Below are 22,007 nucleotides of genomic sequence, written 5' to 3'. Positions count from 1 at the left end.
ATGAGTGGAAGCTTACTTGGTCCGGCGCGGTTCGTCCTGAGAAGCTTCGAGGCATGAGCTCGCCGACGAGCACGCGCCTGGGCCGTGACATCCGCTCGCATATCCCGCCGGCATCCGATGTGCCCGGCGTCATCCGGCTGCGGGACGAGGATGCCGTCGTCTGGGAGCTGGCCGCGCCGTATCTCGCGGTGCGCAACAACGACAGTCACACCCTGTACGCCTACGGCCTCGCTCGCGCGCTGGTGGCGCTGTTGCCGGATGCCGACCCCGATGTGGTGCTGCCGGCGATCCTGCTGCACGACACGGGGTGGTCGACCGTGTCGGACGACCTCATCCTCGAGGCGATCGCACCGGGCGGAGGCCGGCCGGACCTCGTGCTGCAGCACGAGAAGGAGGGCGCCCGCATCGCGACGGAGGTGTTGTCCTCGCTCGGGCGCGACGCCGAGACCGTGCGACGGGTCGTCGAGATCATCGACGGGCACGACTCGCGCCTGCTGGCGCTGTCCGCCGACGATGAAGTGGTGAAAGACGCCGACAAACTCTGGCGGGTCACGCCGCACGGAATCGAGATCGTCTGCGGCTGGTTCGGGCTGACCCGCGAGGAGTCGCTGCGGATCACCTCGCTGCGCGTTCAGAAGAGCCTCTTCACCGAGCCGGCGCGAGCGATGGCGCGGGGCTTCGCCGCCGTCGCATCGATCGATGTGGCGCCGGAGCGTCACGGACTCGTCTGACGGCTCCGGGCACGGCGCTCGGCAGGCGCGCCGCCAGTTCAGTCGGCCGGAATCGCGGTTTCCCCGCCGGAAAGCGACGGTGTGCGCCCAGTGAGCGCGACAGTGTGCGCGCTGCGCCCCGCCACCAGCGGTACTGACGCCCCTTCCACACGCAGCGTCGCCTCGATCCCGAACGGCACATCCACCACGACGGATGCGGCATCCCCCGTGCGCGTCCACTCCACCGCGAGCCGCCCGTACGGCGTGCCGATGTGCGCCGCCACCCGCTCCAGGCCGATCTCGAAGTCCGGCTCGATCACCGCGGTGCGATACCCCGCGGAGGCGGGACGGATGCCGGCGACCCGGCGATAGAGCCAGTCGTCGACGCTCCCGGGCCCGTAGTGGTTGAACGACATGGCGCGGATCTCACCCTCGGGCGAGATCGTGTCCCACGCCTCCCAGATCGTGGTCGCCCCGCGATCCACCTCGTACAGCCAGGACGGCATCTCGGACTGCCAGAGCAGAGCACGCGCGACCTGCGGGTACCCGTGGTCCCACAGCACGTCGAGCAGGTGCGACGTCGAGAGGAACCCGGTGTCGAGACGGTCACCCCGCGACCGCACCAGCTCGGCCAGCCTCGCCGCCGTTCGGGGGCCAAGGGGCGCCGGCACCATGTCGAACGCGAGCGCGAGGACGTAGACGCCCTGCAGCCGCACCGGCAGATCGCCGTGCTCATCGACGTATTCGGCGGCGAAGGCGCCGCGCACCGCTGCGGCGCGGCCCGCGAGGGACGCGGCATCCGTGTGGCTGCCGAGAACGGCGGCGGTGCGCGCGGCGAGCGTGAGGCTGTGCGCCTGGAACATGGGGGCGAGGTACTCGCTCGTCAGGGCCGGTGCGACGGCGAGCGCCTCATGGATGGGCTTGCCCTCCATCGTGGACGGCGTGAGCCAGTCGCCGAAGTGCTCGCCGGTGTTGTAGAGCAGCGCCTGGGCCGCCCGGCGCCCGGGCGGCAGGTCTGCACCCAGCTCCGGCCGGAGTTCGGCTGCCGCGGTCGCCCGCTGGTAGTCGATCCACCGCAGCATCGCGTCGTAGTTGTCCTCGAGCACGCGGCGATCGCCGGTGCGCTCGTACAGCGTCCACGGCACGATCGCGATCGCGTCGCTCCAGCCGGCCGCCGCGACCATCGACCCGATCCCCTGCGCCGCCGCTGCGGCTTCGGCGTCGAACGGCGACCGCGGCGAGAAGATCGGGATGCGGCCGTCGGGGAGCTGATCGGCTCGCAGGTTCTCGAGCCAGCGCGAGAGGAACGGCACGACCTGGGCGTTGCCGGTTGCGGCACCGACGAACGCCTGCGCCTCGCCCGTCCAGCCCGCGCGCTCACGCTGGGGGCAGTCGGTCGGGATCGAGAGGAAATTGCCGCGCTGACTCCACACGACGTTCTCGTGCAGCCGGTTCAATCGTGCATCGGACGAGCGGAACGATCCAGTCTGCTCCAGATCGCTCGCCAGGACGACGGCGACGACGTCTTCGGCGCGGACCGCGTGGTCCAACCCGCTGATCCGCACGTAGCGGAAGCCGTGGAAGGTGAACTCGGGTTCCCACTCGTCGTCACCGCCCGCGGAGACGAAGATGTCGGTCTGCTCCTTGTTGATGCCGACGATGTTCACGAACCACGAACCGTCCGCGGCGAGCGTCTCGGTGTGCTCGAGGACGATCCGCTGGCCGGCGTGCATCGAACGCACTCGGAGTCGCACGCGGCCGACGAGCACCTGCCCGAAGTCGACGATCGCGCCCTCGGGCGTCTCCCGCACCCAGACGGCCGCCAGCTCCTGAACGCGGCGGATCGGCTCGCCGGCGAAGGGATGCAGCAGCTCATGGTCGTGGCCGCGCTCGGCGATCGGCATCCATCGGTCGTCGTCGAACCCGGGCCGATCCCAGCCGGCCGGCACCGCGCGGCGATCGAACTGCTCTCCGACGAAGAGGTCGGCGTAGGCCCAGGGTCCGGGCGCACTGCGCACATCGGCGCCGGAAGGAACGACCTCGGTGGACCCGTCGGCGTACTCCAGATGCAGCTGCCAGATCGCCGACGTGCGGGTTCCGAATTGCGCACTCGACCCGGTCAATCCGAGCCGGCCCGCCCACCAGCCGTCTGCGAGCGCAAGGCCGAGCACGTTCTCGCCCTCGGCGAGGAGTGCCGTGACGTCGTAGGCCTGCACCGAGATGCGGTGCTCGTACGCATCCGAACCCGGTGCGAGCACCTGGTCATCGGCAGGGGCTCCGTTGACGAACGCCGAGTAGACCCCGCGCGCTGTCGCGTAGAGGCGGGCGCGCGCCACCCCGGGGCGCACCGCGAACCTTTGCCGCAGCAGCTGCGGCGGCCGCAGCCGCTCTTCGGGGGGACTCTCGGGACCCAGGCCCCGGATCCAGTCGAGGATGCTCCACCGCTCGACGACGGCATCCTGCTGCGCGGGTTCGACCCAGGCGGCGACCCAGTCGGCGGCATCCAGAAGGGCGGTCTCGAACGTGGATGCCGCCCACGGCGTCCACGCATCGCCCGCGCGAGTGCGGACCCTCCACGCATACGCGGTGTTCGAGGCGAGCCGCTCCCCCGCGTACTCGAGAAGCGAGGACTCGCGGCTCTCAACGATCCCGCTCGCCCAGACCACGCGGTCGCCCGCGGTCACCTCGAGTTCGTACGCGTCCTGCGCGTGTGCCGGAGTCCACGAGAATCGCGGCACACGCGTCCCGATGCCGACGGGGGCATGCAGGTACTCGACGCGCATGTCGCGGGTGGAGGCCGCGCTCATCGGCGCTCGGTCTCGCGGTGTTGAAGGCGCAGCTTCGCCAGCAGGTCGCCCCACAGCAGGCGCATGTCGATGTCGGCGACGATGCGACCGGCATCCGGTGCGAAGTCGGGGTCGAGCCCGACGACCGCAGCCAGCGCGCTGTCGCCGAGCGTGAGCACGCCGTGCAGGGTGACGAAGGCGGGCAGGTCGAGCAGCCGCTCGGCGAGCCAGCCGCCCGGGAAAGAGGCGTGCCCGAGCTCGGCCCGCACCTCTGCGACCGAGACGCGCATGCGCTGGTAGGTCTCCAGCGGCACCTGCACCAGCGGAATGCCGGAGGCGAGAACGGATGCGGCTGCTTCGGCGTCCGTATCGCGGTTGTACTCGGCGGCATCGCTGCGGCTCCCGCCGATCCACACCAGGCTCGCGCGCTGGCGGATCTCGGGATCGAGGGCGAGCGCTGCGGCGACGTTGGTCAGCGGGCCGCCGCAGAGGATGGCGAGCGGCACGTCGGAGTCCGCGCGGCAGACGTCCACGATCGCCTGTCCCGCAGCGGACGCGTTGCCGGCGAAATCCTCGGCGCCCGCCACGAGGCGGTGCTGCGTCATGCCCAGCACCTCGAGCAGCGCATGGGCGGTGCGCGCTCCAAGGGAGGCCGTCGCCGAAGGATCGATGCCCGCCAGGTGCGCGAGCACCGGATCGAGCGCGGTGCACGTGATGAGCTCGACCTGCACATCATCGGTCAGGAGCACGTGCGCGAGAGAGACCAGCCCGTCGGGATCGCCGGCGAAGTCGTTGTCGACGATCACTCGCCAGCGCGGCCCGGTCATGATGCTCCCTCGTCGATGCCGGCTCAGCCGCCGGCGGTGAACCGCGTGGTGAGGGTGCCGATGCCCTCGATCTGGCTGACCAGCACGTCATCGGGACCGATGAATCGCTGCGGGGTGCGGCGGTTTCCGATGCCCGACGGCGTGCCCGAGAAGATGATGTCGCCCGGCAGCAGGCGGCACACGGCGCTGAGCCGCACGAGCAGCTCGGGGACGTCGTACAGCATCATCGAGGTCCGAGAGGACTGCATCCCCTCGCCCGAGAGGCTGCACGAGATCGCGAGGTCGTCCCTGTCGGCGAACTCGTCGGGCGTGACCAGCCAGGGCCCCGTCGGGCCGAAGCCGGGGAACGACTTCCCGAGGCTGAACTGGGGCGCGGAGCCCTGCATCTGCGTGATGCGCTCGGAGATGTCCTGTCCGATCGTGAGGCCTGCGACGTGGTCCCACGCGCTCTCGCGATCGAGCTTGTGCGCTTCGCGGCCGATCACGACGACGAGCTCGACCTCCCAGTCGACGTTGCCGTCCGGCAGCGCGACGACGGCGCCCGGGCCGACGATCGACGAGGGGAACTTGGTGAAGGTCACGGGCATCGAGTCCGGCGGGTAGCCGGCTTCGGCGGCGTGCTCGGCGTAGTTCAGGCCGATCGCGAACACCTGGCGGGGGCGCGGGACGGGAGCGCCCAGTTCCTCGATGGCGAACGAATCGGATGCCGCGGCATCGGCCCCCTCGAGCGCCGAGGCCCAGTCCGCGAACGCGGCCCAGTCGTCGAACAATGCCTGCGGGTCGGGTCCGAACCGGTTGTCCGATGCCCCCGCGATGTCGATCGCCCCGTCGTCACCGAGCACGAGCACGGCCCGACCGGCGAGGTTGGCGATTCTCACCAGTCGACCCGCTGAGGAGCGGGCTCGCCGTAGCGCTCTTCCCAGCTGATGACCTTGTTGCGGAGGGTCCCGATGCCGGTGATCTCCGCCTCGATCTCGTCGCCGGGCTTGAGGTAGAAGTCGAACGGGTTCGGCTGCACGGCGGCGACGCCCGAGATCGTGCCGGTGGTGATGATGTCGCCCGCACTGTAGATCTGCGGCGAGTGATAGGCGACCAGGTGCGGGAATCTGATCCGCGTCTGGTTCGTGTTGCCCTGCTGGCGCACCTCGCCGTTCACCCGCAGCTGCATCGGAAGCTCGTGCATGTCGGGCACCTCGTCGCGCGTGACGATCCACGGCCCGATGGGGCAGAACGTGTCGATGCCCTTGCTGAAGGAGAAGACTCCCGACTCCATCTCCTTGCGCTGGATGTCGCGCGCGGTGATGTCGTTGAACACGGTGAAGCCGGCGATGTAGTCGTCCGCCTCATCGGGGCCGAAGAACTTCCCGGCCTTGCCGATGATGATGCCGAGCTCGAGCTCGTAGTCCAGCTCCTTCGTGAGGCCCTCGGGGTAGACGATCTCGTCGTCGGGGCCGATGATCGCGTCGACGTTCTGGAAGAACACGATGCCCTTGTGCACCGGGTGCGACCAGTCGACGGCGGTGAGCTCGTTGTGGTGGTCGGCGAAGTTTCCGGCGGTGTGGAAGAACTTCTTCGGGCGGATCGGCGCCTCGAGCGTCACGTCGGCGTAGGCCAGACGCTCGCCGGTCTCAGTGACCTGGCCGCCGCGCTCGAAGTACTCGCGGGTCGAGGGCACGTCGAGTTCGATGACGGTGCCTTCTTCCAGTTCCAGGCGGCCGACGCGGCCGCCGTCGAAGGTGATGAGCTTCATTGTCGTTGTCTCCTAGATCTCGGGCTTTGTCGAAGGGCCAGGCGCTCAGGCGCCGACCATGTTGAAGCCGCCGTCGGCGAGCATGTAGCCGCCCGTGAGGTGGGCGGCTTCGTCTGTGGCGAGCCACAGGCACGCTCCGGTCACGAATTCGGGCGGCGGGATGACGCCCATCGGCGTCTGCGAGAGCAGCACCTCGCGGCGCCCGCTCTTCCAGTCCTCGCGGTTCAGCAGCCGCTCGGTCTCCATGAACCCGGGCGCGAACGTGTTGACGCGCACCGCCGGCGCGAAGGCCTTCGCGTAGGACTTCGTGATGCCGAGGATCGCGTATTTCGCTGCCGCGTACTGGGGCGCACGCGCGGAACCTCGCACGATCACCGTGGAGCCGACCTGCACGATGTTCCCGTGCCCCTGCTGCAGCATCCGCTCGCCGAATTCGTGCGTCATCAGCAGCGTGCCCTTGACGTCGATGTCGATCACCGCGTCGAGGGCCTCCTGGGTCAGTTCGTCCCAGTTCATCTGCTCGCTCGAGACGTCGCCGACGTTGTTGACCAGCACGTCGAGCGTGCCGAACGCGGCCCAGACCTCATCGGCCATGCGCTTGATCTGGTCCCAGGACCCGATGTCGGCCTGCACGAGGATGCCGTCGCTGCCGGCCTCGCGGATGCGCTCGAGCGTCGCCTCGGCGCCCGCCTTCGACGAGCGGTAGTGGACGGCGACTTTCGCGCCCTCCTGCGCGGCGCGCACGGCGATCTCGGCGCCGAAGCCGGTGCCGGCGCCCGTGACGAGCACGGTCTTGCCCGCGAAGCGGGGGAAGATCTGGGTCATGTCTGCTCCTTCGTCTCTCTCAGTCTCAGACCAGCGTGCGTCCGCCGTCGATGTACATCACGTGGCCGGTGATGAAGCCGGCGTGGCGGGATGACAGGAACAGGGCGGGACCGGTGAGTTCGTCGGGGGTGCCGAGGCGGCCGGCCGGAACCAGGCTCTCGAGATCTGCCCGCTTGCCGGGCTTGGCGAGCTCGCCCGCGGTCAGCGGGGTCTCGATGTAGCCGGGGGCGAGGGCGTTGACGGTGACTCCGGATGCCGCCCACTCGCGTGCCATGACGCGCAGCAGCTGGTTGATGCCGCCCTTGGACGCCGCGTACGGGCCGTGCGAGTGGTGGGCGAGCAGGCCCGACACGCTGGACAGGGCGAGCACGCGGCCGAAGCCCTGCGCGACCATGTGGCGTCCGGCGGCCTGGGCGAGCCCGAAGACCGACGAGAGGTTGACGCGCAGGATGTGGTCCCACTCGTCCTCGGTGAACTCGAGGATCGGGCGGCGGTCGTTGATTCCGACCGCGTGCAGCAGAACCTCCAGCCCCCCGAGCTGCTCGATGGCCTGCGCGACGACCCGCTCTCCCGCGCCGTGCTCGGTGAGGTCGGCCTGGATCAGCTCGTGGCGGGCACCCAGGGCGCTCAGCTCGGCGCCGATCGCGTCGAGCGCGCGCTGGTCGCGATCGACGACGGCCACGGATGCGCCGGCCCCTGCGTAGGCGAGGGCGCAGGCGCCGCCGATCCCGCCGGCACCGGCGACGAGCACGCGAGCGCCGTGCAGGCCGAGCCAGTCGGCGTTCACGCGCTCGACGGCGCTGGTCTCGAGGGTGTCGTTCGTCGACATCGGTGCGTCCTTGCCATCCATCAGTTCATTCAGCAAAAGTTGCTTTCGCTTAGTGAATATAACCGATAGTCTGGGGTGAGTCAATCCGGCGGCATCCCGGCCGCGGGGAACGAGGAGAACATGGCACCCCGCATCCCTCCGCTTGCACCGGAGGAACTCACGCTCGAGCAGACCGCCCTGTACGCGGCGATCACCGGCGGACCGCGAGCACAGGGTCCCCAGCACTTCCCGCTGACGGCGGACGACGGTTCGCTGCGCGGGCCGTTCGATCTGATGCTGCGCTCGCCCGCCGTCGGCTCCGCCCAGCAGGAGCTCGGAGCGGCGATCCGCTATCGCACCGGGTTCACGGATCGTGCGAGAGAGCTCGCGATCCTGCTCGTCGCCGCCCGGTGGGACAGCGCCTTCGAGAGGGAGGCGCACGAGGCGATCGCCCGCGCTCTGGGGTTCGGTGACGATGAGCTCGCGGCGATCCGCGCGCTCGAGGTGTCCGGGTTCGACGGAGCGGAGGGCGCGGTCGCCCGCGCGACGGTCGCGCTGCTGAACGGCGATCTGTCGGAGGAGGACTGGGATGCGGCATCCACCGCCCTCGGCATCGGCGGTGTGTTCGAGCTCACCGCCCTGGTCGGCTACTACGCGACCCTCGCCCTGCAGTTGCGCGTGTTCCGCGTCGGCTGACTGATACGGTTTCACTCCATGAAAGCCGATGACATGATCGATGCGGGCGGCGGCGGCAAGACCGCCAGCCGGTACCGGATCGAGGCCCTGGCCAAGGGCCTGGACGTCCTGCGCCTGTTCGACGAGTCGGTGACCTCGCTCAAGCTGCGCGAGATCTGCGACCGCACGGGCATCCCGATGCCGACCGCCTTCCGCGTGGTGGCCACCCTGGAAGAGGGCGGCTATCTCGAGCGGCTGCCGGATGGCGGCATCCGCCCGGGCGTCGCCGTGCTGCTGCTCGGCTCTGCCGCCCTGCGGGGATCGAGCCTCGTGCAGCTGAGCGAGCAGCCCCTGCGGCACCTCGCCGAGTCGTCTGGCGAGACGGTCAACCTCGGCGTGCTGGTCGGCGACCAGGTGCTCTATCTCGCGCGGCTGCGCAACTCCGACCTCGTGACCGCGAACATCCAGGTCGGATCGACGCTGCCGGCGGCCTACACGTCCATGGGCAAGCTGCTGCTGGCGTACCTGACCGAGGCCGAGTTGACGGCGGCCCTCGCGACGCACGACTTCGGGGCGGATGCCGGCCCCAACGCCGCGAAATCCCTCGCCGAACTGCGCGAGCGCCTCGCCGTGATCCGGGAGCAGGGGTACTCGCTGCAGGATCAGGAGGTCGCCGCCGGCCTGCGCTCGGTGTCGGTGCCGGTCTTCGGGCGTGACACCGCGCGACCTGCCGCGGCGATCAACATCGCGGTCGCCTCGTCGCGGCACGACGTCGCGTCGCTGCGCGGGCCGCTGCTCGAGCGCCTCCGCGCGACCGCCGATGACATCTCGAGGCTGCTGCGCGCGACCTGAGCCCGGACGCCGGATCTCGACGCCGCGACGGTCGCAGGATCGCGCCGAGTTCGCAGGATTCGCGGGAAATCGTGCGAAGTTCGCGCGATTCTGCGAGATTGGGGGCCGGATGCCGCTGCTCAGCTTCCGCCCACCGTGTCGGCGAGCAGAGCCAGCGTGTGCTCACCGGCCGGATGGCCGATCTCGTTGAGATAGCCGTGCATCGCGCCGTGCTCGCGCACGACCCGCACGTCCACGCTCGCCGCGGCCAGTTCCGCCGCGAACGCCTCGCCCGACGGGCGCAGGCTGTCCAGCTCGGCGTTCACGATCAGCACCTCGGGAAGGCCCGCGAGATCATGGCCGCCGGCGAAGGCGTAGCCGTGAGCGTCGCCGTCGGGGTCCTCCAGGTAGTTGCGGTTGATCGCATCCCGGCTCTCGGGTGTGAACAGCCGGGCAGCAGGGACGCTGCGCAGCAGCTCGGCGGTCTCGTCATTCGGCTCGAGGATGCCGTCGTGCAGCGACGGGTAGACCAGAGCCAGCACCCGGGGCGCCGTCGTCGCGCGGTCGCGCAGCCGCATGGCGGCGCCGGCAGACAGGTTGGCACCGGCGCTCGCGCCGCCCACCGACACGCGCTCTGGGTCCGCGCCGTACGTCGCGGCGTTGGCGACGGCCCAGTCGAAGGCCGCGACGACCTGCAGGTTCGCAACCGGGAAGCGGGCGCGGGGGCCTGCAGCCTCCATCTCGGCGCGCATCTGCTCCGGGGAGGGCATGTCGGCGTCCGGGTCCGGCGGCCCGAGGATCTCGAGCGCCTCCAGGGGCGCGAGGGTGTAGTCGACCGAGACCACGGTGATCCCGTCCGCGCTCAAGCGCCGACCCACCTGGTCGGCTTCGGGCATCTCCAGGGTGCCGAACATGAAGGCTCCGCCGTGCAGCCACACCAGCAGCGCACCGTTCGGCTCCGGCGCGGGGTAGACCCGAACGCGGAAGTCGTGGTCGCCGGCCCGCAGCGCGACGTCGTGGGTTTCCGTCATGCGATTGCTCCTTCTGTTGTTGCCTCTTGCGGTGTCATCAGGCGGACATGGATGCCGTGGCCTACGGTCTCATCCTCGTGTCCGGGAAGCCGCAGCACCGCCTCGGCGCCCTCGGGCACCGTCATCTGGACCCTCAGCGCGGAACCGTCGCGCTCCCACCGCACCGCCGCCAGGCCGTGCGGGGTGTCGAGGCTCGCCGCCGCCCAGGTCAGGCCGCCTCCGGGCTGCGGCGCGACGAGGATGCGGCGATAGCCCGGCTCCAGGGGCGCCAGGCCCGCGACCGACCGGTGCATCCAGTCGGCGACGGCGCCCAGGGCGTAGTGGTTGAACGAGGTCATCTCGCCGGGGTTGATCGAGCCGTCGGGCAGCATCGAGTCCCAGCGCTCCCAGATCGTGGTGGCGCCCATCCCGACGGCGTAGAGCCAGGACGGTGCCTCTCGCTGCAGAAGCAGCGCATAGGCGTCGTCGAGGTGACCGGTCATGGTGAGCGCGTCGGTGACGAACGGCGTCCCGGCGAAACCGGTGCTGATACGGTGGTCCGCCGCACGGACGAGCTCGGCCAGGCGATCGCCGGCGACCTGACGATCGGCATCCGACAGCATGCCGAAGGCGATCGCGAGCGCGTAGGCGGTCGCGCTGTCGCTCTGGATGCGCCCGGCTCGCACGTACCGCGCCCGGAAGGCGGCGCCGATGCGGTCGCGCAGTTGCGCGAACTCCTCGGCGTCCGCCTGCTCGCCCAGCACGGCGGCCGCCTCGGCCATGAGCGTGGCAGTGCGGAACGCGCTGGCGGTGGCCACGATCTCGGAGGGCGCCTTCGACTTGCCCGGGTCGTCCGCCGGCGCGTCCGGATCGAGCCAGTCGCCGAACTGGAACCCGGTGTCCCACGCGCCGTCGGGCGCGAGCACCGACGCGACACTGCGCGTGTGTGCGGTCATGAGGGGGTAGGCGGCCCGGAGCGTCTGCTCGTGGCCGTACGCCTGCCAGAGTGCCCACGGCACCCAGACGGCGGCGTCGCCCCACACGGCGGTCGCGCCCGGCTCGGGAAAGCCGGTGCTGAGGTACTTCATGACGTTGGGCACCACGACCGGCACCGTGTGCTGAGGGGTCGCCTGTCGCTCGAGCTCGGCATCCACCAGCCAGTCCGCGAGGAAGGACTCGACGTCGCCGAGGAACGCCGCTGTCGGCGCGAACACCGCCAGATCGCCCGTCCAGCCGAGGCGCTCGTCGCGCTGCGGGCAGTCTGTGGGGACGCTCAGGAAGTTGCCCCTCATGCCCCAGACAACGTTGCTGTGCAGCTGGTTCAGCATCGGGTCGGAGCACTCGAACGAGCCGATCGACGCGATGTCGGTGCCCACGACGACCGCCGTCAGGGCAGCCGGATCGAGCTCCCCCGGCCACCCGCTGACCTCCGCGTAGCGGAAACCGTGGAAGGTGAGGGTCGGCTCGAACACGTCCTCGCCTCCGCTCAGGATGTACCGGTCCGTCGCCTCGGCGCGGCGCAGCGGCCGCGTGCCGAGCTCATGGTCCTCGATCACCTCCGCGTGGCGGAGCACGACCTCGGTGCCCGCCGGGCCGGTGACGCGCACGCGCACGAACCCGACGAGGTTCTGGCCGAAATCGACCAGGGTCTTGCCGGTCGGCGAAGTCCAGACGCGCTCGACCGGGAGCTCGCTCAGCCGCCGTACGGGGGGTGACGTGCGTTCGACGAGGTGGCCGGCGTCGAACTCGACCGCGCGGACCGCATTCCACCCGGAATCGTCGAAGCCCGCATCCAGCCACGCCGGGTCCCGCCGGCGCGCATCGATCGTCTCGCCGTTGTAGAGGTCGTCGGCGAGCACCTCTCCGGATGCCGCACGCCAGGTCTCGTCGGTGCCGACGGTCTGCACGTGGCCGTCGGCGAAGCGCACTTCCAGCTCGGCGTACCCGGCGCGCTCGTCGCCGTAGACCGCTCGCTGACCGGTGAAGCCCAGGTATCCGCGCCACCAGCCGTTGCCCAGGCGCAGCCCGATCGCGATGCTCTTTCCCACGGTGCGCCCCGCGACGGCATCCGTCACGTCGTGCTCCACCAGCCGGACGCGCCATTCGTAGCTGGTCCATCCCGGCGCGAGCAGCTCATCCGAGCTCGGGATGCCGTTCACCCAGGCCTCGATGACGCCCAGTGCGCTGAGGCGAAGCGTCGCGCTCGTGACCGCACCGTGGCCGTCGTCGAGCCGGAACTCGCGGCGCAGCAGCGGCGCCGCCTCGGCCGGGTGGGCGGGAGCGATCATGACTGCCTCGGTCATCGGGGCCTTTCGCGATTCATTCGGGGTCAGGGTGCGGTGACGCGGTGGGCGAAGTCGAGGGCGGCGTCGAACACCGGAGCGGTGTCGTCGAGTCCCTGCCAGAAGTGCCGGCCGCGGGGGACGGGGAGGAACTCGACCTCAACGTCGACCGCGCGCAGTGCCGCAGTCAGCGCCTCGCTCTGAGTGAACGGGACGTGCTCGTCGGCGGTGCCGTGGGCGATGTGGAACGGGGGTGCCCCCGCGTGCACCTGCAGCGCCGGCGAGGCGAGGCGGGCGGCATCTGGGAGCTCGGCGGCCGGCGCGCCCAGCCAGCGCGCCTCGCGGGTGTCGGTCGCCGGTTCGCCCGAATCGTGCCCCGCCATCGCGAACAGGTCGGCCGGGCCGAACCAGTCCACGACGCCGCGGATGTCCTCGCGACGCAGCCCGGTCAGAGCCGCGAGCGTGGCACCGGCCGACACACCCCACAGCACGAGTCGTGAGGCGTCGACGCCGTGGTCGGCGCCGTGCGTCTGCAGCCACGCGAGTGCGGCATCGACATCGTGGAGCTGTGCGGGAAAGCGGGCCTCACCGCTCAGCCGGTACTCGCAGGACGCGACGGCGAAGCCGGCGGCGACGATGCGGTCGAACGACTGCGCGTCGCTGATGCCCGGTGTGAACACCTTTCGGCTGCCGCGCAGCCACCCCCCGCCGTGCAGGAACACGACGAGCGGGGCAACGCCGGCATCCGGGGTGCGCAGATCGAGCGAGAGCGGCCGGAATCCCTCCGGCTGAGCGAAGTCGACCTCGAGGATCGAGGGCATGCGTCAGTCGCGGAACTGGAACTCGGGCATGAACTGCGTCCAGTACTTCTCGCCCGCAGCGCGCATCGTCGGATAGTCGGGCACGTAGATGCCCTGCGGCTCCGTCGCGTCGGTCTTCTGGCCCATCGCGTGGAAGAAGCGCTCGAAGCCCGCGGTGCCCACGCCGAACACCTTGGTGGTGTTGTGGATCTGGAACGCGTGCACGACGTTCGCGGGGATGTACGCGAAGTCGCCCGTGGTCAGCGTCGTCTTGGAGTGGTAGTCGGCTTCGTCGTCCATCCAGACGCTGATCTCGCCGTCCACGACGTAGAAGATCTCGTGGGTCTTGAAGTGCTTGTGGGCCGGGATGCGGTCGCCCTTCGGCCCCACCATCGTGAAGGCGCCGTACTGGTCGTCGGTCTCATCGGCCGACAGCAGGATCGAGAAGAGCTGGTCGAAGACGAGAGATTTTTCTCCTTCGCCGTTGCCCAGGACGAACGGCTTCGCGGCGGCGGGCAGGATGCCGGCGAAGGGCACCTTGTCGGCGTCGTCAGCAGGGAAAGTGGTCATGCTTACCTCCTTGTAAGTGGGTGTCCGCGCTGAGGCGGAAGAAGCGCAGGCTGATGCCTCTCGCGCGCTTCGGGTAGGTAGAGTCTCGCCACGATCAGCCGTCGACGGAAGTTCGAGCTCCCTACCCGGCGTTAGCCTGAGGCTAAGATCAGCGCATGGATGTCCCTATCCACGTGATCCGGTATTTCTGCGTGCTCGCCGAGGAGCTGCACTTCGGCCGTGCCGCCGAGCGGCTGAGCATCACACCCCCGTCGCTGAGTCAGCAGATCAGCCGCCTCGAGCAGCAGCTGGACGTCAAGCTGTTCGACCGCAGTCCGCGCAAGGTGGAGCTGACCGCGTACGGGCGCGAGCTGCTGCCGCTCGCGCGGCGCGTGCAGGACGACCATGATCAGCTGCTCAGCTGGGGCCGGTCGATTCGACGGGATCGCAACGCGCCCGTCCTGAGAGTGGGGGTCGTCGCGGCCGGGGCCGGCACGCTGACGACCGCCGCCATCGCCGCCACGATGCAGGCGATCCCCCAGGCGCGCATCGAGATGCGCAGACTCGGCTTCTTCGATGTCGCCGACGAGCTCGAGGGCGGGCGCGTCGACGTCGTCTTCGCTCCCTGGCCGATGCTGCTTCCGCCCCGGGTGCGGGCGGAGCCGCTGTGGCGGGAAGCGCGCGTGCTCGTCGTACGCGCCGATCATCCGTTCGCCGGCCGTGAGGCGATTTCGATCCTCGACACGGCAGACGAGATGTTCCTGTCGGTGGCGAACGGTCCCACCGAGGTCGTGAACTGGTGGCTGGTCGACCCGCGACCCGATGGCACGCGGCCCAAGCGCGGTCCTACGGCCGACAGCGTCGAGGGCCTGCTTGAGCTGGTCGCCGCCGGCGCAGGCGTGAACATCGCGGGGCAATCGGCCAGCCAGCACTATCGGCGCGACGAGCTGTCGTTCATCCCCATCACCGACATCGAGCCGGCGACCATCGTTCTGTGCAGCCTGAGCGACAGCCCCAATCCGATGGTGGCATCCTTCCGTGAGACCGCGCAGTCGCTGTCGCCGCTGGTCCCGGCGACCTTCCACTGACCGGCGGCTCAGGCCGCGGGCGCCGTCGCCTTCAGTTCCTGCCACACCTTCCGTCGCCGGGCCTGCTCGTCGGGGTCGGGAACGGGTGAGGCCGCCATGAGCACCTTCGTGTAGTGGTTCTGCGGGTTCTGCAGCACCTCCGCCGTCGTCCCCTGCTCCACGATCCGTCCCCGGTTGAGCACGACGACGCGCTGGGCGAGGAACTCCACGACCGCCATGTCGTGCGCGATGAACAGATAGCCGAGGTCCTTGCCGGTACGCAGCTCGGCGAGCAGGTTCAGCACCTGCGCCTGCGTAGAGAGGTCCAGAGCGCTGACCGCCTCGTCGCACACCACGAGCCTCGGATCGGTGACGAGCGCCCGCGCGATGGCGATGCGCTGACGTTGTCCGCCGGAGAACTGTCGGGGGTACCGGCTGCCCGATCCCAGCGGCAGGCCGACCGCGGCCAGCGCCTCGTCGGCGCGGAGGCTGCGATCGGCCCGGGGTACCCCCGACACGCGCAGCGGCTCGGCGAGCGCCTCGCCTATCGGACGCCGCGGGTTCAAGGACGAGTAGGGGTCCTGGAACACCGCACGCAGGTCGCCCTGCAGCGCGCGGCGCTCCGGCACGCTCGCTCGAGTGATGTTCCTGCCTTCGAACCAGATCTCGCCGCTGGTGACCGGCTGCAGGCCCAGGATGGCTCGGCCGATCGTCGTCTTGCCCGATCCCGACTCTCCGACCAGACCGAGCGTCTCACCGCGCGCGATGCTGAACGACACGTCATCGACGGCAGCCGTACCCTTCTTGCCGTAGCGCACGACGAGGTTCTTCACCTCCAGCAGGGGCGCAGACGCGGAGGGCTGCGATGCCGACGCACTCATCGGTCTCCTCCTATCGTGACGGGCGTTCTCCACTCGTCCTGTCGGCCGCTCACTTCGTCGCGTCGGACGCAGCGCACCGCGCCGCGCCCGGACGCCCGGGGTTCGAGGGGCACGGTTGCGAGGCAGTCGTTCGTCGCGAAGCGGCAGCGGGGGGCGAACCGGCATCCGCTCGTCCACGATCCCGGCAGCGGAACCTGCCCGGGGATCGAGGCCAGCCTCGTCGTGCTGTCCAGGTCGGGGATCGCGTGCGGATCGGCTGCCAGCAGAGCCATCGTGTACGGGTGCTCGGGTCGCATGAGCACGTCGCGCACCGAGCCCGTCTCGACGATCTCGCCGGCGTACATCACCGACACGTCATCGCACAGGTCGGCGACGACCCCGAGGTCGTGGGTGACCATGATGATCGACATGCCGCGCTCGGCGATGAGCCCGCGTAGCAGATCGAGGATCTCGGCCTGGATCGTCACATCGAGCGCTGTGGTCGGCTCATCGGCCACGAGGAGGCTCGGCTTGCCCGCCAGGGCGAGGGCGATCGCGACGCGCTGCGCCATGCCCCCAGACAGCTGGTGCGGGTAGCTCTTGAGCACGCGAGGCACATCGTTGATGCCGACGTCGGTGAGCAGCTCGCCCGCGATCCGCTTGGCATCCGATCCGCTGACCCCGCGCAGCCGCTTGACGGCCGTCGACAGCTGCGAGCGCACCGTGAACATCGGGTCCAGCGCGCGGGTCGGCTCCTGCGAGATGAACGCGATCTCGTGACCGCGCACCCGCTGCAGCGTCTTCTCCGACGCGTGGGCCAGGTCGGCGCCGTTCCAGCCGATGCTGCCGGAACGCACCGACAGGCCCGGCGAGAGCAGTCCGAGAAGGGCGTAGGAGGTGACGCTCTTCCCGCAGCCCGACTCGCCGACAAGGCCCATCACCCGTCCGGGCCGAACCCGCAGCGAGACGCCCGTGACCAGCGCCGGGCCGCCGTCGACGCCGATGACCAGGTCTTGGACGACGAGTTCGCCCTTCGCTGCCGGCAATCCGGCCGGCGCGGCGGGCACAGGCCCGGCATCCGATTCCAGAACCGTCGGCTCGCCGGTTCCGAGTTCGGCCAGGTCCACGACATCCGTCGCCGCGTTGGCGCTGCGCATGGGGTCCATGTTGCTCGACGGGAGGGAGGCGTCGCCCATCATCGCGAACGACTCGGGCGCCTCGCGGTCGCTCCATTCCTCCGCGGGAAGATCGTCCGACAGAGCGGATGCCGAGATCTGGGTGACGGGCGTCTTGCTCTTCCTGCGACGCAGGGCCACGAGGGGCGGCGGCACCGCCGTTCCGCCGGCGAGGACGTCGGCGAGTGAGTTGGCGGCGATGATCGTGAGCGCCAGGATCGCGCCCGTCGGGATCATCATCCACGGCTGCTGGAAGATGAAGCGCGACGCGGTCTGGATCATCCCACCCCAGGTCGGCTCCGGCGGCTGCGGCCCGAGGCCGATGAAGGCGAGTCCTGCCTGGAAGCCGATGCCGACGCCGAACAGCAGCACGAACTGCACGATCACCGTCGTGGACATGTTGGGAAGGACGTGACGGATGCTGGCGGTCATCGGCCGGACGCCGTCCACCGCCGCGGCCTCGACGAAGAGCTGCTTGTGCAGGGACTTGGCCTGCCCGAAGAGCACTTTGTACATTGCGCCGAACAGCAGCAGGCCGAACGCGATCATCACCAGCGGCATATTCGTTCCCACCGCCGCGATGAACGCCAGGATGATGACCGTGCCGGGCAGGGACAGCACGATCTCGCTGATCCGGTTGATCACGCCCTCCCCCCGCACGCTGCGCGCCGCCCACAGGGTGATCGGCACGGTGACGCCGATCGCCACGATCGGCACGATGATCGCCGTGAAGATCGTGGGTGCGGCCGCGGTGACCAGGCGCGACAGCAGGTCGCGACCGAGTTCGTCGGTGCCCAGCAGGTGGGCGAACGACGGTCCCTGGAGGACGGCGGAGAGATCCTGCTCGAGCGGGCCATACCGAAGCCACAGCGGAGCGGTCAGCGACGCGAGCACCAGACCGATGAGCCAGACCAGCGAGATCACGGCTGCCGGCGAGCGGAGGATCCGGCCACCGAGGCGGCGCTCGGTGCGCTTGGGGCGCACGATGGACGTGGTCGAAACGGTCATGAGGCACGCAGCTTCGGGTCGAGAGTCCGGTTGAGCAGTTCCAGACCCAGGTTGACGATGACGACGACGAGCGTCGCGACGAGCACGAGCGCCTGGACGAAGGGCAGATCGGCAGATCCGACCGCCGCCTGCATGGCCTGCCCGATACCGGGCAGGGCGAACAGCACCTCGATGATGACCGAGCCGCTGAACAGGACGATGAACTGGATGGCGATGCTCGCGATGATCGGGAGGCTCGCCCCCCGCAGTGCGTGGACGTAGATGATGCGCGTCGTGGGTGTGCCGATGGCCCGGAGCGTGCGCATGTGCTCCTGCGTGAGCGTCTCGGACATCGACGCGCGGGTCTGCCGCGCGATCCCGGCCGCGGAGGTGATCGCGATCGTCAGCACGGGCAGCACCAGCGATCTCGCCCATGCCTCGGGGTTGTTCGCGAACGGCACGAACCCCGTGGCAGGCAGCAGGCGAAGCTGCACGGCGAACACGTAGACCAGCAGCACGCCGACCCAGAACGCAGGGACCGAGAGCAGCACGCCGGAGAGTGCCGTGATGAACCGGTCGACGGCCCCGCCGCGGACCGCGGCGGTGACGCCGAGCACGATGCCGACGATGGCGCTGAGCAGCGTTCCGAAGAGGGCGAGGGCGGCCGTCACCGGGAGGCGCTTCGCGATGTCGGGCCCGATCGGACGACCGTCGATGAGCGAGACCCCGAGGTTGCCCTGGAGCACCTGTCCGATCCACGCGAAGTACTGCTGGATCCAGGGGTCGTACCAGCCGATGGATTCGTTGTACGCGATGACCTGCTCGGGCGTGGCCGACTGGCCGAGGGCCACACCACCCGGCGTCGAGCCGGAGAGGTGCACCAGGACGAACGCGATCCACGACGCGATGAGCAGCGTGAGGATCGCCCACGCGACCCGCTTCAGTATGAAGAAGAGCATCATCACTCCCTGCGATTCCGGTGCCGGCGGTCGCCCGCCGGCACCGGAATCAGGTTAGGACGCGGGCTGGACCGTCGCGAGGATCGGGTAGGGCTCCGCACCCGGGAAGGTCAGCTCAGCCACCTTCGAGGTGTTGTAGGCCCACGGCGCCAGCTGGTTGTACAGCGGCAGCAGCCATCCGTTGTCGACGATCGCCCGGTTGAGATCTGCCAGCGCCGCATCCTGCGCGGCCTGGTCGCCGGTGGCCGCCGCGTACGCGCCGGCGGCCCCCTGGATCTCGGCGTTCTCGGCTCCGTGGAAGTTCGCGAATCCGAACAGCACTCCGAACACGTTGCCTGCCGGGTTGGTCCACGTGAGCGGGAGCGGTCCGCCCATCGGCTCGGTCTGCACCACGGCGAACAGCTCTTCGGTCGAGGCCGCGTTCTTGAGGTTCACCGTCACGCCGATGGCCGCCCAGTAGGGCTGCAGCGCTTCCAGGTCACGCTGGCTGCCCTGGTTGATCGTGAAGTCGAAGGAGAAGCCGTTGGGATATCCGGCGTCGGCCAGCAGTTCCTTGGCGGCGTCCGGATCGTAGGCGTAGTCCTCGTCGAGCTCCGGCAGGAAGCCGGGGCTGTCGGTGGGAAGGGCGTTGGCCGTGGGGATCTCGCCCGGGTGCACGGCGTTCACGTAGGCATCTCGGTCGATCGCGATCGAGAGCGCCTTCCAGACGTTCGGGTCGGCCCACTGGGGTGCCAGGCTGCCGTTCTTGTCGAAGGGCACGATGTTCACGACGGTGCCGGCATTGGCGACCAGGCCCGTGCCCGCCGACTCGACCTGTTCCTGCGTGTCAGCGGTGATGTTCGCCATGTCGACCTCACCGGAGATCGCCGCGTTGACGCGCGCCTGCGGGTCGAGGATCGGCTTGAACTCGTACGAATCGAACGGGTAGTCCGCCGCTGCGTCGTTGTCCTCCTTCTTGACGAGGAGGTAGGAGTTGCCCTTGACGGTCGCATCCGCGTCGATCTCGAGCGGGCCCGATCCATCGGGTGTGGCGTCGAGGCTGGAGCGGTCCGCAACGCCGGCGGGACCGACGATGACGCCGGCCGGGAAGACGAGGTTCGCCTCGAACCCGGGAGTCGGCTTGGCGAAGGTGATCGTGACGGTGTCGTCGTCGACGACGGTCACGTCGCTGATCTCGTTCTGGCCGCCCGCCGCGAAGCCGCTGTACGCCGACAGGTCGGGGTTGTCGCGGTCGTCGAGGTTCTCTTTCACGAGATCGGCGCTCAGCGCCGTACCGTCCGCGTAGGTGGCCGACGTGTCGAGGTCGAGGGTGAGCTGAGTCTGGTCCTCGTTGTACTCGAAGTCGGTCACCAGATCGGGGACGACCTGGCCGTTCTCGTCCAGGACGAACAGCGAGTCGTAGATGCCCTCGAAGAACATCCTCTGGCCGCTGCCGTACCGCAGCGGGTCGTAGCCGAGAGCGGCCTGATCGGACTCGAGGCCGATGACGAGCTTCGACGTGTCGGCGGCACCGCCGCTGGCGGAGCCTCCCCCGCCGGAGCCGGAGCATGCGCTGAGTGCGAGCGCCGAAACGGCGACCGCCGCAATGACGGCGGCGCCGCGGGCTGTGGTGATTCGAGACATCCTGATCTCCTGTGATCGTCGGGCTGTGTGCGGACTTCGGTGTCACGGATCGCATCGGGAAGCGATCCTTGGGTACAGAGTGACGGCGTATGACCGGTTTGGCCATTCGGATTCACGCTGACTGTCGTTAGCGGCGGCCTAACATGGCCACGTTTGTCGCTGTCTCTAGTGAAACACGCTTTCATCTAATGAACAAGTAGGGCATGATGGGATCAGAGTTCAGAGAGGACCACTCATGCCCGCTGCTTCCGCCTACCCCGCCGACTTCCTCTGGGGGGTCGCCACCGCCGGACACCAGAACGAGGGGGACAACGTCCACAGCGACACGTGGTTCCTCGAGAACGTCACGCCCACGGTCTTCCAGGAGCGTTCGGGCAAGGCTGCGAACGGCTGGGAGCTCTGGGAGTCCGACCTCGACCTCGTTGCCGGCATGAACCTCAACGCGTACCGCTTCTCGGTCGAGTGGGCCCGCATCGAACCGGTGGAGGGCGAATTCGACGAAGATGCGCTCGCGCACTACGAAGCGCTCGTCGACGGATGCCGCGCACGCGGTCTCGCGCCGATCGTGACGTTCAATCACTTCACCTCGCCGCACTGGTTCGCCGCACGCGGGGCTTGGCTCGACGACAGTGCGCCCGAGCTGTTCGCCCGGTTCTGCGGAGTGGTAATGGACCGCTTCGGCGACCGCATCCATCTGGCCGTGACGTTCAACGAGCCCGACCTGCCCGAAATGCTCACCTGGGCGGGCCTGCCGGACTTCATTGCGGAGCTCGAGCGCGAGACGCTGGCCGCTGCGGCGCGAGAGGCGGGCGTGGAGCGATACCGCGCCGGCAACGTGATGCTTCGCGAGGATTTCGCGGGCATGCGCGCGGGGATGACGGCGGCACATGTCGCCGCCAAAGCCGCGATCAAGAAGAGTCGCGCCGATCTGCGCGTGGGGCTGTCACTCGCCATGTGCGACGACGTGGCGGCGCCGGGCGGTGAAGAAGTGGTCGCGCGCAAGCGCGCGGAGGTCTACGACTACTGGCTAAGGCTCGCCGCGGACGACGACTTCGTCGGGGTTCAGAACTACGAGCGGTTGATCTACGGTCCGGACGGACTGCTGCCCGCACCCGACGGCGCTGCGCTGAACGGCATGGGTACGGCCGTGGATCCGGAGTCGCTGCGCGGCGCCGTCGAATACGCGCATGCCGTGAGCGGTGTGCCGATCCTCGTGAGCGAGCACGGTGTCAGCACGCCGGATGACAGCATCCGTGCCGCGTTCATCGAACCCTCGCTCGACGGGCTCGCTGAGGCGATCGCGGCCGGAGTGCCTGTTCTGGGCTACTGCCACTGGACACTTATGGACAACTTCGAGTGGATCTTCGGCTACGGCCCGAAGCTCGGCCTGCATGAGGTGGATCGGGAGACCTTCGAGCGGACCGCCAAGCCCAGCGCGCGCGTGTACGCGGAGCTCGTGGCTGAGGCGAGAGGGCTCTGACCC

Annotated in this window: 19 protein-coding genes; 5 read left to right on the top strand and 14 right to left on the bottom strand. The window is 69.5% G+C overall.

Annotated features, from left to right (window positions below):
- The first annotated feature begins 53 nt into the window (after positions 1-53).
- The gene (locus RWQ91_RS07240; RefSeq protein ID WP_314504148.1) at positions 54-731 is read left to right on the top strand and encodes an HD domain-containing protein; all 678 of its coding nucleotides are present in this window, start codon (positions 54-56) and stop codon (positions 729-731) included.
- A gap of 38 nt (positions 732-769) precedes the next feature.
- Here the strand turns inward: RWQ91_RS07240 and RWQ91_RS07235 are convergent, their stop codons facing one another.
- From RWQ91_RS07235 to RWQ91_RS07210, 6 genes are read right to left on the bottom strand one after another with little or no spacing between them, the layout of a single operon-like run.
- The gene (locus RWQ91_RS07235) at positions 770-3,517 is read right to left on the bottom strand and encodes a family 78 glycoside hydrolase catalytic domain (RefSeq protein ID WP_314504146.1); all 2,748 of its coding nucleotides are present in this window, start codon (positions 3,515-3,517) and stop codon (positions 770-772) included.
- On the bottom strand, positions 3,514-4,323 hold the full coding sequence (locus RWQ91_RS07230) for a nucleoside hydrolase (RefSeq protein WP_314504144.1): 810 nt from the start codon (positions 4,321-4,323) through the stop codon (positions 3,514-3,516). Before RWQ91_RS07230 ends, RWQ91_RS07235 begins: the two co-directional genes overlap by 4 nt.
- A gap of 23 nt (positions 4,324-4,346) precedes the next feature.
- Positions 4,347-5,201, bottom strand: a complete 855-nt coding sequence (locus tag RWQ91_RS07225) for a fumarylacetoacetate hydrolase family protein (protein ID WP_314504142.1) — start codon at positions 5,199-5,201, stop codon at positions 4,347-4,349.
- On the bottom strand, positions 5,198-6,073 hold the full coding sequence (locus tag RWQ91_RS07220) for a fumarylacetoacetate hydrolase family protein (protein ID WP_314504139.1): 876 nt from the start codon (positions 6,071-6,073) through the stop codon (positions 5,198-5,200). The genes RWQ91_RS07225 and RWQ91_RS07220 overlap by 4 nt, the downstream gene beginning before the upstream one ends.
- A gap of 45 nt (positions 6,074-6,118) precedes the next feature.
- The gene (locus RWQ91_RS07215; protein ID WP_314504137.1) at positions 6,119-6,898 is read right to left on the bottom strand and encodes an SDR family NAD(P)-dependent oxidoreductase; all 780 of its coding nucleotides are present in this window, start codon (positions 6,896-6,898) and stop codon (positions 6,119-6,121) included.
- A 25-nt stretch (positions 6,899-6,923) separates the two neighbouring features.
- Positions 6,924-7,727, bottom strand: a complete 804-nt coding sequence (locus RWQ91_RS07210) for an SDR family NAD(P)-dependent oxidoreductase (protein ID WP_314504135.1) — start codon at positions 7,725-7,727, stop codon at positions 6,924-6,926.
- A 75-nt stretch (positions 7,728-7,802) separates the two neighbouring features.
- Here RWQ91_RS07210 and RWQ91_RS07205 point away from each other — a divergent pair, with 75 nt between their 5' ends.
- Both RWQ91_RS07205 and RWQ91_RS07200 read left to right on the top strand, forming a co-directional pair.
- Complete coding sequence (locus RWQ91_RS07205; protein WP_314504131.1) at positions 7,803-8,402, top strand: carboxymuconolactone decarboxylase family protein; 600 nt, start codon at positions 7,803-7,805, stop codon at positions 8,400-8,402.
- A gap of 18 nt (positions 8,403-8,420) precedes the next feature.
- Entirely contained in the window at positions 8,421-9,233 is an 813-nt protein-coding gene (locus RWQ91_RS07200; protein ID WP_314504129.1) for an IclR family transcriptional regulator, read from the top strand.
- Between the two features lie 119 nt (positions 9,234-9,352).
- Here the strand turns inward: RWQ91_RS07200 and RWQ91_RS07195 are convergent, their stop codons facing one another.
- From RWQ91_RS07195 to RWQ91_RS07180, 4 genes are read right to left on the bottom strand one after another with little or no spacing between them, the layout of a single operon-like run.
- On the bottom strand, positions 9,353-10,243 hold the full coding sequence (locus RWQ91_RS07195; protein ID WP_314504127.1) for an alpha/beta hydrolase fold domain-containing protein: 891 nt from the start codon (positions 10,241-10,243) through the stop codon (positions 9,353-9,355).
- Complete coding sequence (locus tag RWQ91_RS07190) at positions 10,240-12,525, bottom strand: family 78 glycoside hydrolase catalytic domain (RefSeq protein ID WP_314504124.1); 2,286 nt, start codon at positions 12,523-12,525, stop codon at positions 10,240-10,242. Before RWQ91_RS07190 ends, RWQ91_RS07195 begins: the two co-directional genes overlap by 4 nt.
- A 26-nt stretch (positions 12,526-12,551) precedes the next feature.
- Positions 12,552-13,325, bottom strand: coding sequence for an alpha/beta hydrolase (locus tag RWQ91_RS07185; RefSeq protein WP_314504123.1), 774 nt, complete (start codon positions 13,323-13,325; stop codon positions 12,552-12,554).
- Positions 13,326-13,328: 3 nt separating this feature from the next.
- The gene (locus tag RWQ91_RS07180) at positions 13,329-13,874 is read right to left on the bottom strand and encodes a quercetin 2,3-dioxygenase (protein WP_314504120.1); all 546 of its coding nucleotides are present in this window, start codon (positions 13,872-13,874) and stop codon (positions 13,329-13,331) included.
- Between the two features lie 155 nt (positions 13,875-14,029).
- On the opposite strand from RWQ91_RS07180, the gene RWQ91_RS07175 reads away from it, so the two are divergent.
- Entirely contained in the window at positions 14,030-14,941 is a 912-nt protein-coding gene (locus RWQ91_RS07175) for a LysR family transcriptional regulator (protein ID WP_314504118.1), read from the top strand.
- A gap of 8 nt (positions 14,942-14,949) precedes the next feature.
- Here RWQ91_RS07175 and RWQ91_RS07170 read toward each other — a convergent pair whose 3' ends face one another.
- From RWQ91_RS07170 to RWQ91_RS07155, 4 genes are read right to left on the bottom strand one after another with little or no spacing between them, the layout of a single operon-like run.
- Positions 14,950-15,801, bottom strand: coding sequence for an ATP-binding cassette domain-containing protein (locus RWQ91_RS07170; protein ID WP_314504116.1), 852 nt, complete (start codon positions 15,799-15,801; stop codon positions 14,950-14,952).
- Complete coding sequence (locus tag RWQ91_RS07165; protein WP_314504115.1) at positions 15,798-17,963, bottom strand: dipeptide/oligopeptide/nickel ABC transporter permease/ATP-binding protein; 2,166 nt, start codon at positions 17,961-17,963, stop codon at positions 15,798-15,800. The genes RWQ91_RS07170 and RWQ91_RS07165 overlap by 4 nt, the downstream gene beginning before the upstream one ends.
- The gene (locus RWQ91_RS07160; protein ID WP_314504112.1) at positions 17,960-18,904 is read right to left on the bottom strand and encodes an ABC transporter permease; all 945 of its coding nucleotides are present in this window, start codon (positions 18,902-18,904) and stop codon (positions 17,960-17,962) included. The genes RWQ91_RS07165 and RWQ91_RS07160 overlap by 4 nt, the downstream gene beginning before the upstream one ends.
- Positions 18,905-18,955: 51 nt before the next feature.
- Positions 18,956-20,524, bottom strand: coding sequence for an ABC transporter substrate-binding protein (locus tag RWQ91_RS07155; protein ID WP_314504109.1), 1,569 nt, complete (start codon positions 20,522-20,524; stop codon positions 18,956-18,958).
- A gap of 235 nt (positions 20,525-20,759) precedes the next feature.
- On the opposite strand from RWQ91_RS07155, the gene RWQ91_RS07150 reads away from it, so the two are divergent.
- On the top strand, positions 20,760-22,004 hold the full coding sequence (locus RWQ91_RS07150; RefSeq protein WP_314504107.1) for a family 1 glycosylhydrolase: 1,245 nt from the start codon (positions 20,760-20,762) through the stop codon (positions 22,002-22,004).
- The last annotated feature ends 3 nt before the right edge of the window (positions 22,005-22,007 follow it).

The sequence above is a fragment of the uncultured Microbacterium sp. genome (assembly GCF_963524805.1).
Taxonomy (GTDB): Bacteria; Actinomycetota; Actinomycetes; order Actinomycetales; family Microbacteriaceae; genus Microbacterium.
Note: the sequence above shows the minus strand (reverse complement) of the source record. Positions and strands in the feature narration are given on the sequence as shown.